At 63.3% G+C, this 15,881-nt stretch carries 18 protein-coding genes; 12 read left to right on the top strand and 6 right to left on the bottom strand.

From position 1 onward, the window contains the following. Nucleotides 1-62: 62 nt before the first annotated feature. The 10 genes from ACYQ47_RS25305 to ureG all read left to right on the top strand — a co-directional run bounded on the left by ACYQ47_RS25305 (nt 63) and on the right by ureG (nt 7,377). Nucleotides 63-866 (top strand): transporter substrate-binding domain-containing protein, encoded by an 804-nt coding sequence (locus tag ACYQ47_RS25305; RefSeq protein ID WP_250509379.1) that lies wholly within the window; start codon nt 63-65, stop codon nt 864-866. An 18-nt stretch (nt 867-884) separates the two neighbouring features. After that, a complete protein-coding gene (locus ACYQ47_RS25300) occupies nt 885-1,562 on the top strand; it encodes an amino acid ABC transporter permease (RefSeq protein WP_244825988.1) in 678 nt (225 codons plus the stop codon). Continuing rightward, a complete protein-coding gene (locus ACYQ47_RS25295; RefSeq protein ID WP_244825990.1) occupies nt 1,559-2,209 on the top strand; it encodes an amino acid ABC transporter permease in 651 nt (216 codons plus the stop codon). Before ACYQ47_RS25300 ends, ACYQ47_RS25295 begins: the two co-directional genes overlap by 4 nt. Next, nucleotides 2,196-2,915, top strand: coding sequence for an amino acid ABC transporter ATP-binding protein (locus tag ACYQ47_RS25290; protein WP_244825991.1), 720 nt, complete (start codon nt 2,196-2,198; stop codon nt 2,913-2,915). Before ACYQ47_RS25295 ends, ACYQ47_RS25290 begins: the two co-directional genes overlap by 14 nt. 101 nt (nt 2,916-3,016) lie before the next feature. Further along, on the top strand, nt 3,017-3,319 hold the full coding sequence (gene ureA, locus ACYQ47_RS25285; protein ID WP_244825992.1) for an urease subunit gamma: 303 nt from the start codon (nt 3,017-3,019) through the stop codon (nt 3,317-3,319). A 4-nt stretch (nt 3,320-3,323) separates the two neighbouring features. Further along, nucleotides 3,324-3,629, top strand: coding sequence for an urease subunit beta (locus ACYQ47_RS25280; RefSeq protein WP_250509380.1), 306 nt, complete (start codon nt 3,324-3,326; stop codon nt 3,627-3,629). Between the two features lie 16 nt (nt 3,630-3,645). Next, a complete protein-coding gene (gene ureC / locus ACYQ47_RS25275) occupies nt 3,646-5,352 on the top strand; it encodes an urease subunit alpha (protein ID WP_459907473.1) in 1,707 nt (568 codons plus the stop codon). Between the two features lie 8 nt (nt 5,353-5,360). Then, nucleotides 5,361-6,017: an urease accessory protein UreE gene (gene ureE / locus ACYQ47_RS25270; RefSeq protein ID WP_459907471.1), complete on the top strand. Its 657-nt coding sequence runs from the start codon at nt 5,361-5,363 to the stop codon at nt 6,015-6,017. Next, a complete protein-coding gene (locus ACYQ47_RS25265; RefSeq protein WP_250465363.1) occupies nt 6,017-6,697 on the top strand; it encodes an urease accessory protein UreF in 681 nt (226 codons plus the stop codon). Before ureE ends, ACYQ47_RS25265 begins: the two co-directional genes overlap by 1 nt. 32 nt (nt 6,698-6,729) lie before the next feature. Then, complete coding sequence (gene ureG, locus ACYQ47_RS25260; protein ID WP_244826002.1) at nt 6,730-7,377, top strand: urease accessory protein UreG; 648 nt, start codon at nt 6,730-6,732, stop codon at nt 7,375-7,377. 15 nt (nt 7,378-7,392) lie between these two features. Here the strand turns inward: ureG and ACYQ47_RS25255 are convergent, their stop codons facing one another. Next, nucleotides 7,393-8,454: a DMT family transporter gene (locus ACYQ47_RS25255; RefSeq protein WP_459907468.1), complete on the bottom strand. Its 1,062-nt coding sequence runs from the start codon at nt 8,452-8,454 to the stop codon at nt 7,393-7,395. Beyond that, complete coding sequence (locus tag ACYQ47_RS25250) at nt 8,451-8,864, bottom strand: hypothetical protein (RefSeq protein WP_244826006.1); 414 nt, start codon at nt 8,862-8,864, stop codon at nt 8,451-8,453. The genes ACYQ47_RS25255 and ACYQ47_RS25250 overlap by 4 nt, the downstream gene beginning before the upstream one ends. 160 nt (nt 8,865-9,024) lie before the next feature. Between ACYQ47_RS25250 and ACYQ47_RS25245 the strand changes: the two genes are divergently transcribed. After that, nucleotides 9,025-10,275 carry a glycosyltransferase gene (locus tag ACYQ47_RS25245; protein ID WP_459909310.1) on the top strand — a complete coding sequence of 417 codons (1,251 nt, stop codon included), beginning with the start codon at nt 9,025-9,027 and terminating at the stop codon, nt 10,273-10,275. A 15-nt stretch (nt 10,276-10,290) separates the two neighbouring features. On the opposite strand, the gene waaA is transcribed toward ACYQ47_RS25245, so the two are convergent. The 3 genes from waaA to waaC all read right to left on the bottom strand — a co-directional run bounded on the left by waaA (nt 10,291) and on the right by waaC (nt 13,606). Beyond that, nucleotides 10,291-11,613: a lipid IV(A) 3-deoxy-D-manno-octulosonic acid transferase gene (waaA, locus tag ACYQ47_RS25240; RefSeq protein ID WP_459909308.1), complete on the bottom strand. Its 1,323-nt coding sequence runs from the start codon at nt 11,611-11,613 to the stop codon at nt 10,291-10,293. A gap of 44 nt (nt 11,614-11,657) precedes the next feature. Next, nucleotides 11,658-12,542, bottom strand: a complete 885-nt coding sequence (locus ACYQ47_RS25235; protein WP_244826009.1) for a Kdo hydroxylase family protein — start codon at nt 12,540-12,542, stop codon at nt 11,658-11,660. Between the two features lie 68 nt (nt 12,543-12,610). After that, the gene (gene waaC / locus ACYQ47_RS25230; protein ID WP_250526150.1) at nt 12,611-13,606 is read right to left on the bottom strand and encodes a lipopolysaccharide heptosyltransferase I; all 996 of its coding nucleotides are present in this window, start codon (nt 13,604-13,606) and stop codon (nt 12,611-12,613) included. Between the two features lie 196 nt (nt 13,607-13,802). Here waaC and ACYQ47_RS25225 point away from each other — a divergent pair, with 196 nt between their 5' ends. Next, on the top strand, nt 13,803-14,234 hold the full coding sequence (locus ACYQ47_RS25225; RefSeq protein WP_459907465.1) for a DUF29 domain-containing protein: 432 nt from the start codon (nt 13,803-13,805) through the stop codon (nt 14,232-14,234). Nucleotides 14,235-14,295: 61 nt separating this feature from the next. Here the strand turns inward: ACYQ47_RS25225 and ACYQ47_RS25220 are convergent, their stop codons facing one another. Next, nucleotides 14,296-15,696, bottom strand: coding sequence for a phosphomannomutase/phosphoglucomutase (locus tag ACYQ47_RS25220; protein WP_244826013.1), 1,401 nt, complete (start codon nt 15,694-15,696; stop codon nt 14,296-14,298). Nucleotides 15,697-15,881: the final 185 nt, after the last annotated feature.

Below are 15,881 nucleotides of genomic sequence, written 5' to 3'. Positions count from 1 at the left end.
TTGAGACATCCTTCAGAAGCCGCGCTCTCCAACGCGGTCGGTTCAAGAACGAAGGATCTTCGATGCACATCAAGCTTGCTCTCGCCCGCCGCCGCACGGCGCTCGCCGCGCTTCTCGCCGCCCCGCTCCTCGCACTGACACCGCTCGCCGCACATGCCGATGCACTCGACAACATCGCGAAGAGCGGCACGCTGCGCGTCGCGGTGCCCGAGGACTATCCGCCTTTCGGTTTCGTGGGTGCCGACATGAAGCCGCAAGGCTACGACGTCGATACCGCCGCGCTGCTCGCCAAGGCGTTGAACGTGAAGCTCGAACTCGTGCCGGTGAACAGCGCGAACCGCATCCCTTATCTCACCACCAACAAGGTCGATCTCGTGATCTCGTCGCTCGGCAAGACGCCGGAGCGCGAGAAGGTCCTCGATTTTTCCGCGCCTTATGCGCCGTACTACCAGGGCGTGTTCGGCCCCGCCGACATCAAGGTGACCGGTCCCGCCGATCTCACCGGCAAGACCGTCGGCGCCACGCGCGGCGCGCTGGAAGAAATCGCGCTCTCGCAGATGGCGCCCAACGCCACCATCAAGCGCTTCGAGGACAACAACGCCACCATCTCCGCATTCCTCTCGGGTCAAGTGCAGTTGATCGCCGCGGGCAACATCGTGGCTGCCGCGATCATCGCGAAGAATCCGCCGCGCCGTCCGGAACCGAAGTTCGTCATCAAGGACTCGCCGTGCTTCGTCGGCCTGAACAAGAACGAGCCGAAGCTGCTCGCGAAGGTCAACGACGCCATCGCCCAGGCGAAGAAGGACGGCACGCTCGGCGCGATGTCGAAGAAATGGTTCGGCCAGCCGCTGCCCGCAAGCCTCTGATCGAGGACTGCCCAAGCGATGGCCTATGAACTCCAATTCGGCGATCTCACGAACTATGCGGGCATGTTCGCGAGCGGCGCGGCGACGACGCTTGCGCTCACGGCCGTCTCGACGGTGCTCGGCGTAACCGTCGGCGTGCTCGGCGCGGCCGGTCGCAACAGCACGCGGGCGTGGTTGCGCGCATCCGTCGGCGGCTATGTCGAAGCCATCCGCAACACGCCGTTCATCGTGCAACTGTTCTTCGTGTTCTTCGGCTTGCCGGCGCTCGGCATCCACTTGAGCGAATACGTCGCCGCGATTCTCGCGATGACCCTCAATCTCGGCGCGTACAGCATCGAGATCATTCGGTCGGGGATTGCCGCCGTGCCGAAGGGTCATCACGAAGCGGCCGCTTCGCTTGCCATGTCGCGCGGCGAGATCTTTCGTCACGTCGTGCTGCCGCAAGCGATCGCCAAGGTGTTCCCGGCGCTCACGAGTCAGATCGTCATAACCATGCTCGGCTCGGCGGTGGTGTCGCAAATCTCCGTGCCGGATTTGACCTACGCGGCGAGCTATATCCAGTCGCGCAACTTCCGCGCGTTCGAGACGTGCTTCCTGATCACGGCGGCTTATCTCGCGCTCGCGCTGATACTGCGCGCGGCGTTGAACGCGGCAGGCAAGCGCTTTTTCGTCAACAGCCGGAGTCCCGCGCGATGATCGAATTCACTTTCGCTCAGATCGTCGAGAACCTGTTGCTGGCCGCGCGCTGGACTATCGTGCTGTCGATCGTCTCGTTCGTGCTCGGCGGTGTCGTCGGCTTCGCGCTGCTCGTGATGCGCGTGTCGAAGTCGGAGTTTTTGCGCACCATCGTGAAGGGCTACATCCAGATTTTCCAGGGCACGCCCTTGCTGATGCAGCTTTTTCTCGTGTTCTTCGGCTTGCCGCTGATTGGTGTGGAAGTCTCGCCGTGGCTCGCGGCGACCGTGGGTCTCACGTTCTTCACGAGCGCCTATCTCGCGGAGATCTGGCGCGGCGCGGTGGAAGCCGTGCCGAAAGGTCAGTGGGAAGCGTCGTCCAGCCTGGCGATGAACTACTTCGAGCAATTGCGTCATGTGATCCTGCCGCAGGCGCTGCGTATCGCCATTGGACCGACGGTCGGCTTCGCGGTGCAGGCGGTGAAGGATACGGCGCTCGTTTCGATCATCGGCTTCACCGAACTCACGAAAGCCGGCACGATGATCTCGAACGCGACGTTCCGGCCGTTCCTCGTGTACGGCCTCGTTGCGATCATCTACTTCGTGCTTTGCTATCCGCTCACGCGCTATGCGCGGACGCTCGAAAGGAAATGGAATGCCGCTCGTTGAAACCCGCAATCTGCAAAAACAGTTCGGCTCGAATCAGGTTCTGAAGGGCATCGACTTTTCGGTCGAGCAAGGGCAAGTCGTGGCCATCATCGGGCGAAGCGGCTCGGGCAAGAGCACGCTCTTGCGGACCTTGAACGGACTGGAAAGTATCGACGAAGGTTCGATCGAGATCGATGGCGAACATATCGATGCGCGCCGCGCCGACCTCCGCGCGTTGCGTCTGAAAGTCGGCATGGTGTTTCAGCAGTACAACCTCTTTCCGCATCTGACGGCGGGACAAAACGTGATGCTCGCGCAGACGGTCGTCAAAAAGATCCACAAGGCGAAGGCGCGCGCCACGGCCCATAGCGTGCTCGAACGCGTGGGACTCGGCGACAAGTTCGACGCCTATCCCGAGCAGCTATCCGGAGGACAGCAGCAGCGCGTGGCCATTGCACGCGCGCTTGCCATGAAGCCGACCGTGCTGCTGTGCGACGAAATCACCTCGGCGCTCGACCCCGAACTCGTCGGCGAAGTGCTGGCGGTCGTCGAAAGCCTGGCTCGCGACGGGATGACGCTCATCATGGTCACGCATGAGATGCGCTTCGCGCGCAAGGTTTCCGACAAGGTCGTCTTCATGCATCAGGGGCGAGTCTGGGAATCGGGCGCGCCCGAAGAGATTTTCGAGCGGCCTTCGACGGTGGAGCTGCAAAGGTTCATTCAGTGAGGCTCGTTTGCCGCGATGCATGGGCTCGATTTCCCATTTCACCCTTGAACCAGTGCTAGCATAGATCACCCGCCCCCAAGCGAAGTCAACGTCCCTGACCGATGAAACTCACCCCTCGCGAAAAAGACAAACTGCTGATTTTCACCGCGGCGCTCTTAGCCGAACGCCGCCGCGCTCGCGGCCTCAAGCTGAACTATCCGGAAGCCATCGCCTTCATTTCGGCGGCGCTCATGGAAGCGGCGCGCGACGGTCAGACCGTCGCCGAGGTCATGCATTACGGCACCACGCTGCTAAGCCGTGACGACGTCATGGAAGGCGTGCCCGAAATGATCCCCGACATCCAGATCGAAGCCACCTTCCCCGATGGCACGAAGCTGGTTACGGTCCACCATCCGATCCCCTAAGCACATGATTCCCGGCGAATACTTTATCGACGACGGCGAGCACGAACTCAACGTGGGCCGCGAAACCGTTACGGTCACCGTCGCGAATCACGGCGACCGCCCCGTGCAGGTCGGCTCGCACTATCACTTCTACGAAGTCAACACGGCACTCAAGTTCGAACGGGAGAAGGCGCGCGGCTTTCGTCTCAACATCGCGGCCGGCACCGCCGTGCGCTTCGAACCGGGACAGGAGCGCACCGTCGAACTCGTCGCGCTCGCGGGCGATCGCCATGTCTATGGCTTCAATGGCCTCGTGATGGGCCCTCTCTGACCAGGATACCTACGATATGACGTTACGCATCGGCCGCCGCGCCTACGCGGAAATGTTCGGCCCGACCACCGGCGACCGTGTGCGCCTCGCCGACACCGACCTCATCATCGAAGTCGAACGCGACTTCACCACGTACGGCGAGGAAGTGAAGTTCGGCGGCGGCAAGGTCATTCGCGACGGCATGGGCCAGTCGCAGCGCCCATCCGCCGAAGTGGTCGATACCGTCGTCACCAACGCGCTGATCCTCGATCACTGGGGCATCGTGAAAGCCGACATCGGCATCAAGGGCGGACGCGTCTTCGCTATCGGCAAGGCGGGCAATCCCGGCATTCAGCCGAACGTGAACATCGCGATCGGCGCGGCCACCGAAGTCATTGCGGGCGAAGGCATGATCGTGACCGCGGGCGGCATCGACTCGCATATCCACTTCATCAGCCCGCAGCAGATCGACGAAGCGCTCGCAAGCGGCGTGACCACCATGCTCGGCGGCGGCACAGGTCCCGCGACCGGCACCAACGCCACGACCTGCACGCCGGGCCCGTGGCATCTCGAACGCATGCTGCAAGCCGCCGATGGCTGGCCGGTCAACCTGGGCTTTCTCGGCAAGGGCAACACGAGCTTGGCGGAACCGCTCGTCGAACAGATCAAGGCGGGCGCGATCGGCCTCAAGCTGCACGAAGACTGGGGCACGACGCCCGCGGCTATCGACAACTGCCTTTCCGTCGCCGACGACACCGACACGCAAGTCGCCATCCACACGGACACGCTGAACGAAGCCGGCTTCGTCGAAACCACCGTCGCTGCGTTCAAGGGCCGCACGATTCATACGTATCACACCGAAGGCGCGGGCGGCGGTCACGCACCCGACATCATCAAGGTGTGCGGCGAGTCCAACGTGCTGCCCTCTTCCACCAATCCCACGCGCCCTTACACCATCAACACGCTCGACGAGCATCTCGACATGCTGATGGTGTGCCATCACCTCGACCCGTCGATTGCGGAAGACATTGCATTCGCCGAATCGCGCATTCGCCGCGAGACCATTGCCGCCGAGGATATCCTCCACGATCTGGGCGCGCTTTCCATGCTTTCGTCGGATTCACAAGCGATGGGCCGTGTCGGCGAAGTGATCATTCGCACCTGGCAGACGGCGCACAAGATGAAGGTGCAACGCGGCGCGCTGCCCGAGGACACCGGACGCAACGACAACTTCCGCGCGAAGCGTTATGTCGCGAAGTACACGATCAACCCGGCGATCACACATGGCATCGCGCATGAAGTGGGCTCCATCGAGCCGGGCAAGTGGGCCGACCTCGTCTTCTGGGAACCGGCGTTCTTCGGCGTGAAGCCCGCGATGATCGTCAAGGGCGGGATGATCGCGGTGGCGCAGATGGGCGATCCGAACGCATCGATTCCTACGCCGCAGCCGGTGCATTATCGCGAGATGTTCGCCACGCGCGGCGGCGCGCTCGGCAAGACGTCGCTGACGTTCGTCTCGCAGATGGCGGCGGAAGCGCGCATTGCGGATCGCTACGGTTTGAAGAAGCAGGTCGTCGCCGTGAAAAACTGCCGCAATGTGACGAAGGCCGACATGATTCACAATGCATGGCAACCGTCCATCAGCGTCGATCCGCAGACCTATCAGGTGATCGCCGACGGACAACTGCTCACTTGCGACCCCGCCACCGTTCTGCCGATGGCGCAACGCTACTTCCTGTTCTGACGCACGCCATGCGCACTATCGATAAACGCCTTACCGCCAAGCTCGCACCTGTACTCGTCAAACGCGCGCCCACGCTCACGCTCGCCTTCGATGCGCGCTGCAAGAGCCGCCTTGCCGCCACGCTGGACCACGGCGAGGAAGTCGCGCTCGTGATGCCGCGCGGCACCGTGCTCGCGGACGGCGACATGCTCGTCGCGGACGATGGCGGTTTCGTGCGCGTGGTGGCCGCGCCGGAGGACGTGCTGATCGTGCGGGCGCCGAGCGTGCGTCTCTTGACACGCGCGGCTTATCACCTTGGCAACCGGCATACGCCGGTCGAAGTCGGCGCGGAGTATTTGAAGCTCGAAGCCGATCCGGTGCTCGAAGACATGCTCAGGCGTCTCGGTTGTATCGTCGGGCATGAGTCGCAGCCGTTTCAGCCTGAGACCGGCGCTTATGGCGGCGGGCACAAGCACGGCCACGATGAAACCTTCGGCGAGGACTATGCGCTCGCGCAGAAGGTTTATAGCGAGCATCACGGGCATTCGCACGACCATGACCATGACCATGACCACGAACACGAGCACAAGCACGCTCACGATGCCCATGATCACGATCACTCCCAATGCGGCCACGATCACTCGCATGATCATGGCCACGACCACAAGCACAAGCACGATCACTGATGCAAACCGCTGAACTCACCGCGCTGCTGCATCTGGCGTCGCCTGCGCTGCCTATCGGCGCGTTCAGCTATTCGCAAGGACTCGAAGCGGCCATCGAACACGGTTTCATCCACGATGCCGACAGTGCCCGCGACTGGATTGCAAGCGGGCTCGTCAACGTGCTCGCACGCGGCGAACTGCCGTTTCTCGCGCATCAGCTGCAACGCTGGCACGCGCACGACGAAGCCGCCTTGACCGCGGCGAACGACGAATACATCGCGAGCCGCGAGTCGTCGGAGTTGCGCCGCGAGACCGAGCAAATGGGCTGGTCGCTTGCGCAATTGTGCGCATCGCTCGAATGGGGCGATGCCGCGCGCCGCGCCACGCTTGCCGCGATCAAGCCGATTGCGCAACCGACGGCGTTTGCCTTTGCCGCCTTCGCGCACGATGCCGCGCCCGACGCGATGCTCGCCGCCTACGCGTTCAGTTGGGTCGAGAATCAGGCGGCCGCGGCGCTCAAGGCCGTGCCGCTCGGGCAACTTGCGGGGCAGCGCATCATCGTGGCGTTACGCGCGCCGATAGACGACGCCGTGCGCCGCGCGCTGGCGACATCGCCGAACCAGGTCAATACTTTCGCGCCGCAACTCGGCATTTTGTCGGCGCGGCACGAGTCGCAATATTCGCGGCTTTTCCGCTCCTGATCGCAGAAACCGAAGCACTTCAAACAACGCCCATGAACGCCCCTGCTTATTCTTCCGCCGCCCGTCGAACCAAGAAGCTGCCGCCGTTGCGCGTCGGCGTGGGCGGGCCGGTCGGCTCCGGCAAGACCACGCTGCTCGAAATGCTCTGCAAGGCGATGCGCGAGAAATACGATCTCGTCGCCATCACCAATGACATCTACACGAAGGAAGATCAGCGCCTCCTGACCGTTGCGGGCGCGCTGCCCGCCGAGCGCATCATGGGCGTGGAGACGGGCGGTTGCCCACACACGGCCATTCGCGAGGATGCGTCGATCAACCTCGAAGCCGTCGATCGCATGGTGTCGCGCTTCCCGGATGCGGACATCGTCTTCATCGAATCGGGCGGCGACAATCTCGCGGCGACCTTCAGCCCCGAGCTGTCGGACCTGACCATCTATGTGATCGATGTCGCGGGCGGCGAAAAGATCCCGCGTAAAGGCGGACCGGGCATCACGAAGTCGGATCTGCTCGTCATCAATAAAACGGATCTCGCGCCTTATGTCGGCGCGAATCTCGACGTGATGGCAAGCGACGCAAAGAAGATGCGCGGTGAACGTCCGTTCGTGATGTGCAACCTCAAGGCGCTCGATGGCGTGGATACGGTAATCGGCTTCATCGAGAAGAAGGGCTTGCTGGTTTAGGCGCTTCGAGCGCCGTCAATGACGGTGCCGATGATGAATATCCGGAAAATGTGCATGGGTGTGCGTGATCGGCAGATGCCGATGCTCATGCACATGCGGCTCGACGCCATCCCATTCGAAATCGTGTTCATGCCGATGATGCTCGTCATGTCGATGCCGGTGCGTATGCGCGAGCGGCTCGTGCGTGTGGGCATGTTCGTGACGTTCCCGCAGATGCAGCCATACGCCGAGCGTCATTAGCGCGGCGGCGCACCAGAAGAGCATCGAGGGCGATTCCGGCCATAGAAGCAGCGAGAGCGCGACGCCGAAAACCGGCGCAACCGAAAAATACGCGCCGGTGCGCGCCGTGCCCAGATTGCGCAGCGCGACCACGAAGAGAACGAGGCTCACACCGTATCCGGCAAATCCCGTAAGCATGGCCATGAGCGTATGCGACGCATCGGGAAGCCGCGCGCCGAGCATGCAGGCGATGCCGAGATTGACCGTCCCCGCGACGAGCCCTTTCACGCACGCGATGACGAAGGCATCGTTCGTCGATACCTTGCGCGTCAGATTGTTGTCGATGGCCCAGCAAAAGCACGCGCCCGCGACCAACAGTGCACCGGACGTCATGCCGCCCGCGCCCGGCTGCCACGAAAGCACCGCGCCTCCGGCGACGATCGCGACCATGCCGAGGAACACCTGAAGGTCGACGTTTTCCCGAAAGACGACCCACGCGATGACGGCGGTGAACACGCCTTCGAGATTCAACAGCAGCGAACTGGTCGCGGCAGGCGTGGCGGCGAGTCCCAGCATGAGCAGCGCGGGGCCCGCAACGCCGCCGGCCGCGATGGCGCCTAAGAGCCACGGCGTTTCGTTTCGCGGGATGCGGATGTCGCCACGCTCGACGCGTGTGGCGGAAAGCGTCTGCCGCACGACCAACACGATGGCAAGCCCGATGCCGCTGCCGAGATAGAACAATCCGGCAACCATGAAGGGGGCGAGCGTGCCCAGGAGCGCCTTGGCTATGGGGGTGGTCGCGCCGAATAACGCGGCGGCGAGCAAGGCGGTGAAGGCGGCGTTCGGGCGAGTGGTCATCGATTTCTTGGTCCGGCTACATGTTTCCAAACCGCCCGTATCCGCCGCCCGCGATCCTCGAACAAATACCACCCGACGAGCGCCAGCACACCGGAAGTCAGCCCCGTCATCAAAGGTTCGAGAAACGGAACACCGTAGTGATTCGCATGCGAATATGCGTCGCCGATCATGGTGAGAACACCAACGACGAGCGCATTGCCATATCGATTCAAAAACAGCCTGCGCGCCGGCGTGAACGTGATCAGCACAGCGAGAATGCCCGTGGCGAGCCCTGTCTTGAAAGCCAGCGTCCAGTGCGCGAGGCTCATGACGTTCATCCAGCTTCCCGGCATGCAAGTCATGCACGCGCTCGTCGGTTGCCAGAAGCGTTTCACGAACACGATGATGCGCCGCTTCCATTCGCTCGCCATGACGTGCCTTCTTCGTCCGATGATAATCTTCAACGACGCGCGGCCAGTAACTCTGCCGCATTTTCCGGCGGCTTTCTGCATCGCCACACCCCGTGCGGTAGCATACCGGCTTCCTCGATCCTCACGTTCGCCTGCGCCGAAATTGCGAGCGTGATACATGATGCCCACTGCTGCTTTGTCCGAACAACCGTCCACGAACCCTTTTCCAGGCCAAACCGGAATCGATTCCACGCCCGTCCCCGTCCTCTTCCACATCGTGGACTTCGGCGATGGCGGTATCGAGTCCTCGCTGATTCAATGGCTGCGCGTCTTCGACCGCACGCGCTTCGCCGTCACGTTGTCCGTCATGCACCCGTCGCCCGCGTTCGAAAACCGCTTTCGCGCGCTGGTGCCGTCGGACGTGAAGATCGAAATCCTCGCGGAAAAGCCGTGGCTCAACACCTTTCAGGCGCGGCGCTACGCGAAGCGCCTGGGCAAACTCGGGCGCGTTGGCCGCGATGTCTTCAATACGCTCGTCGTGCGGCCCTATGTGAAGCGTCGTGTAGAAACGCTCGCGCGCCAGCATGCGCTGATCGTCGATTACGACATGTCGCTGCGCCGGCTTGCGGGTCAGTTCGACATAGCGTGGCTCGGCGTGAATCATTTCAGCTTCGACGCGAGGCTTGCCAGCCGTCCGCGCCGACAACGCCGGCTTGCCGAGCAGTTCGCGCGCTACGACGGCGTCGCGGCGCTCAACGATCACATGGCGGCGGAAGCGCGCGCCATGTTCGGCAGCGGGCTGAAGCGGATCTTCGTGTTGCCGAACGCCATCGATATCGAGCGCATTCGGCAGAACGGACAGATCAGCGAAGCAGCGCCGTGCGACGCGCCGTATATCGTCTCCGTCGCGCGGCTCGACGAAATTCAAAAGGATCATCGCACGCTGTTGCGCGCTTATGCCGAACTCGTGCGCGACGGGCAGATCGTCGAACATCTCGTGATCGTCGGCGACGGCGCGTTTCGCCGCGAACTCGAAGGTCTCGCCAACGAACTGGGGATCGCGGCGCGCGTGCATTTCATGGGGTATCGAAACAATCCGCATGCGCTCGTCGCCCGCGCGCGCCTGCAGGTGCTGAGTTCGCGCTACGAAGGCATGCCGATGGTGCTGCTCGAAGCGCTCGCGCTCGGTAAGCCAGTGGTCGCGAGCGATTGCCCGACCGGCCCGCGCGAGATTCTCGGCGATGGGCGCTTCGGTCTGCTGGTTCCGGTGGAATCCGTGGATGAATTGGCCAATGCGCTGCGCCGCGTCTTGACCGACGACACGTTATGCGCCGACATGCAGGCGCGCGCGCTGGAACGCGCGGAGGAATACGGCATCGCGGCGAGCAACGAACGCTTCGCGCGATGCGTTGCGGCCTTGCTGGCACGCTGAGTCGTCGCCGCTGGCTCAACGCTCCGCGTCACTCTCCTCGTCCAGCAACGCACCCAGAATAGACACCGTGCGCTCCGTCGCCCCGCGATGCCGCGCCGCGAACGCCGCGGCCGCCGCGCTCATCGCGAGACGCTGCGGCTTGTCGGTGAACAACTCGCGCAGGCCGCGCGCGAGTTCCTGCGGGTCTTGCACGCGCAACGCCGCGCCCGCCGCGATGGCATCGTTGGTCGCCTGCGTGAAGTTGAAGGTATGCGGTCCGATCAGCACCGGCACGCCCGCCGCGCACGCCTCGATCAGATTCTGCCCGCCAAGCGGCAACAAACTCCCGCCAATAAACGCCAGATCCGACGCCGCGTAGTACGCGCCGAGTTCGCCCATGGAATCGCCGAGCAGAACCTGCACATTCGATGGCAACGGCTCTGACACGTCCGCGCCCGATCCCGCCGCCACGGCCTTTGGCGCCCACACTGAACGGCGCGCGCTCTTCATGCCGGCGGCCGCGATCATCGCCGATACTTCATCGAACCGTTGCGGATGGCGCGGCACGAGAATCAGCAACGCATCGGGCACGTTCAGCGCGGCGAACGCGCGCAGCACCAAAGTTTCCTCGCCTTCGCGCGTGCTTGCCGCCACCCACACCGGCCGATTGCCGATGGCTGCGCGCCAGGCCTGTCCGCGTGCGACGAGTTCAGGCGGCGCGCTCATGTCGAACTTCAGGTTGCCGAGCACCGCGACATTGCGCGCGCCGAGCGCGATGAGCCGCTCGGCATCCGAAGGCGTCTGCGCCAGCACGCGAGAAAAGCCGCCGAACACTTCGCGCACCGCGCGCCCGAAACGCGCCGCGCGCTTGAACGAACGCTCCGACATGCGCGCGTTCGTCAGCACGAGCGGCACGTCCGCGTGCTTGCATTCGTCGATGAGCGTCGGCCACACTTCCGTCTCCATCACGATGCCGAGCGACGGCCGCCAAGCACGCAGAAAACGCCGCACGAAACGCGGCGAGTCGTAGGGAAGATAAGCGCGCATGACGCGATCGCCATAAAGCTGCTCGCCGGTCGCGCGGCCGCTTGGCGTCATGTGCGTAATGAGCAGCCGCGCTTCGGGATGCGTCTTGAGCAACGCTTCGATGAGCGGTTGCGCCGCGCGCGTCTCGCCCACGGACACCGCATGCACCCAGACGAGCGGCGCGAGATCGTCGGCGCGGCGTGCGGGACCGCGACCGAAGCGCTCGGCAATATGCTCGCGATAACCGCGCTCCTTGCGTGAACGAATAAATAGACGCAGCACGGCAAGCGGCGCGACGAGCCACCACGCCGCGCGATACACGAGCCTCATCAGCACCGCCGAGGCAGGCGGCGCGCCGGCTCCGATAGCTGCGCCGTTCAAACGAGCGCCCTGCCCTTGAGACGTTCGAGAATGCCGAGCGGCGCGCGCTCAGGCCGCGCCATCGACTTGACGGGCAAAAAGAACGTCTGCTCCATCATGAACTGGCCGGACATCACCGCGTGCGACGTCTGGTCGGAGAAACAGACCCATACCGAGCCGGGCGGAAACGGCATCGTCACTTGCGGCGAAACCTTTTGATAATCGAGATCGGCTTTCATCGCGTCGTGCAGATGCAGCATCAGGTGGTCGTATTCGCTGCGCTTCGACTTCGTGATGTGCAGCAGCTTCATGAGCCACGCCGCGCCCGGCGTCTGCGCCTTGATGTTCGGCAGGAAGCGCTTCGCCATGTCCTCGAACGGCTCGCCCACGCGCCACACACGCGGCGCGCCTTGCGGGTTCACGTTGGTGAAGACGCGCAGAATGCGTTCGCCGTAATTCGGCCGCGACGGAAAGGCATCGACGTGAAGACGGCTGTCGTCCTTGCGCCAGGATGTCTCGCGCGTTTCCACCTGATGCAGCCGCAAGCTGGTTGGCGCGACGCGCAACTTGCCGTCGTATTCGGGGAAGAGGCCATCCACCAGGGAGCGCGCGTTCGTCTGATAGCGCGCGATGAGCGAGCGCACCGCCGACTGCATCACGTTGTCGCCGAGCACGCCAGCAAGCGCGCCGCCGTTGGGCGCGAGGCTGATGTTCTTGCGCTTCGGGTCTGCAATGCGCGGGTCGAGCAGCGCCTGTTCGCCGCCCGCAATCTCGAACCGCAGATTGGGAAAATAGAGGACTTTGCCGTTTTCGACGCCGGCGAGCAGCGTTTCGCGCGGTACGGAAAGATTTTTGCCGTGCCAATCGCACGAAGCGACTTCGATGATTTGAGATTCCGTCATGTGCCTTCGACCTTGAGTTGCTTGGCGCCTGGAAACGTAATGCGCGACGGGCACGCTATCACGGCACGCTACAAGAGACCGAAGCCCGCGAGCGCTGCCTTGACTTCGGACAACGTGGGATGCCGGCTCGCGTCGCCAAGATTGACGACCTTCGGCGACCAGTAGCCGCCGGTGCGCCAGGCGGTCGAGAAATTGTACAACTCGACGGTCGGACGCTTCAGCGCCGCCGCGATATGAACCAGCCCGGTATCGACGCCAACGGTCGCGGCCGCGCCATCGATCAGCCCGACGACCGCGGGCAGCGAGAGCTTCGGCGGCACGATGGCAGCCGCGCCGAATTCCTTCGCGAGTTTCTCGCTCGTCGCGCGTTCGGCTTCGTTGCCCCACGGCAGCACGATCGATGCACCGCGCGTGACGAGCGCCTGTCCGAGCTCGATCCACGCGGCTTCGGGCCATTGTTTGTCGGCGCGCGAGGTGGCGTGCACGAACACGACATAAGGCACCGGCAGATTCAGCCCGAGCTCTGAAATGGCGAGCGTTGCACGGCGCGTATCGATGCCGAAGTCGATATCGTCGGTGGGCTGCGGACGCGGCAGATCGAGCGCGGCGGCCACGAGCTGGCGCGTGCGTTCGACCACATGCGTGCGCGGCTCGATCGGCACGCGGCGGTCGTAGAAAAAGCGCACGGGCCATTCGAAGCCCGCGCCTTCCGTGCGATTCGCCAGGCCGACGAGCGGCCCGCGCGCCCAGCTCGCGACCCACGCGGTCTTGATGAGCCCTTGACAGTCGATCACGAGATCGTACTTCTCGGCGGCGAGCTGGCGCTTGAACTTGCCGATCTCGCGCCAGTTCGCGGGCGACGCGAAACTCTTGCGCCAGCGCCGCAGCGAAAACGGGATCGCGCGATGCACGCCATCGACGAGTTCGACGAGACTCGCGAAACTTTCCTCGACGAGCCAGTCGATCCGCGCATCGGGATAACGGCGGCGAATGTCGGCGATGACCGGCATGTTGTGAACGACGTCGCCAAGCGACGACACGCGAACGATCAGGATCTTTTGCACGCTGATTGGGACAGGCGCGGATTCGCGTTCGGGCGATTCTCGCGGTGAATGGAGATGGGGAAACGGGATTTTAGCGCGGGTTGTGCGCGCGGCGGCGCTCGCTGTCTCCTGAAGCGATTTAAGGGCGCCAAAAAGCCGGTAACTTGACGATCACCGGGCAAGCTGTACCGGATATCCGATCACAAAGGGAGTTGCGATGGGAACGCGTTACGAACAGGACGTGGTGGCGTGGGCGCGGGAACAAGCCGAGTTGCTGCGGGCCGGTAAGTTCTCGGCCATCGATGTGGAACCTATCGCAGAGGAAATCGAGGACGTCGGCAAGAGCGAACAACGCGAGCTTTCCAGCCGTATGGCCGTGCTGCTTGCGCATCTTCTCAAGTGGCAATACCAACCGGGACGTCGTGGCTCGAGTTGGCAGCGTACGATCAAGGAACAGCGCCGCGGCGTCGGCGTCGCGCTGCAAAAGACGCCGAGTCTGAACACTTCGTTGCGCGACTCGGGCTGGCTCACCGGAACGTGGGCCGATGCCGCTTCGAAAGCCGCCGAAGAACAAGGACTAGATGCGTTCCCGGAAGAACTGCCCTGGTCGACCGAGCAGATTCTTTCGGCAGAGTTTTATCCCCAATGAAAAACGGCGCGGTTTGCCCAACCGCGCCGCTTCCCAACCATCTAGACCCACTCCGTCCAAATCAGAACGGCAGCTTCGCGTCCGGCTTCTCCGCCAGGATCACGCGGCGGAAATCTTCCTGAATGCGCTTCAACGCCTCTTCGGTGTCCGCCTCGAAACGCATCACCACGACCGGCGTCGTGTTCGACGAACGCGCGAGACCGAAACCATCCGGATATTCGACACGCAATCCGTCGATGGTCAGCACATCGTCCGCGCCTTCGAACTTCGCCGACTTCTGCAAGCGTCCGATCAGTTCGAAGTTTTCGCCTTCTTCCAGTTTGATCTGCAGTTCAGGCGTCGACAGCGAGTTCGGCAGGTCGTTGAGCAGCTTGCTCGGGTCGTCCACGCGCGAAAGGATTTCGAGGAGTCGCGCGCCCGTGTAAAGGCCGTCGTCGAAGCCGTACCAGCGGTCCTTGAAGAACACGTGACCGCTCATTTCGCCCGCGAGCGGCGCGCCGGTTTCGCGCAGCTTCGCCTTCACGAGCGAGTGGCCCGTCTTCCACATGACCGGCTCGCCGCCCTGCTCGCGCACCCATTTTGCGAGATTGCGCGTGCACTTCACGTCATAAATGATCTGGCCGCCCTTGTTGCGCGACAGCACTTCCTGCGCAAACAACATCAGCTGGCGATCCGGATAGATCATCTGGCCGTCCTTCGTCACCACGCCGAGACGGTCGCCGTCGCCATCGAATGCGAAGCCGATCTCGGCATCCGTTTCCTTTAGCGCCTTCATGACGTCCTGCAGATTCTCGGCATGCGCCGGGTCCGGGTGATGGTTCGGGAAGTTGCCGTCGATGTCCGTAAAGAGTTCGACCAGCTCGCAACCGAGCGCCTTGAACAGACGCGGCGCGAGACCGCCCGCGACGCCGTTGCCTGCATCGATGACGATCTTCATGCCGCGCACCGGCTTCACATCGGACAGGATTCGGTCGAGGTAGATCTGCTGGACGTCGAACTCGGTGTAGCTGCCTTCGCCCGTTTCGAAGTCGTCGTTGACGATCCGCTGATACAGGCTCTGAATCTGCTCGCCGTAGATGGCCGCGCCGCGCAGCACCATCTTGAAGCCGTTGTAGTCGGGCGGATTGTGGCTGCCCGTCACGACGATGCACGAATCCACGCGCCGCTCGCCCTCGGGCAAGGGCAGCGGCACGCTCGCGGCGAAGTAGCCGACGGGCGTCGGCACCATGCCGATATCGATGACATCGACGCCTGCCGCGCGCAGGCCGTCCGCGAGCGCGCCGACGAGTTCCGGGCCGGACAGACGGCCATCGCGCGCAACGACGACGGAATCGCCGCCCTGCTTGCGGATCTCGCTGCCGAACGCTTGGCCGATATTCTTCGCGACGTCCTTGTCGACCGTCTTGCCGACGATGCCGCGGATGTCGTAGGCCTTGAAAATGGATTGGGATACCTGGGTCATAAGATGGCTACCTCTTCTCGTTTGATTGATGGATTCTCGGCGATGCAGCCATGAGGGCGTGCAGGTCGAAACGTGATCGATGTAAAACGCGCCGGCATGCAAGCGCATGCCAGATGACGGTTCGAATTCTGCCTGCAAGTGTGCTTGCGCGTCGCGACCGCGGCTTCGAGGATCGAGCTTCGGTT

The organism is Caballeronia sp. HLA56 (assembly GCF_054655155.1).
Note: the sequence above shows the minus strand (reverse complement) of the source record. Positions and strands in the feature narration are given on the sequence as shown.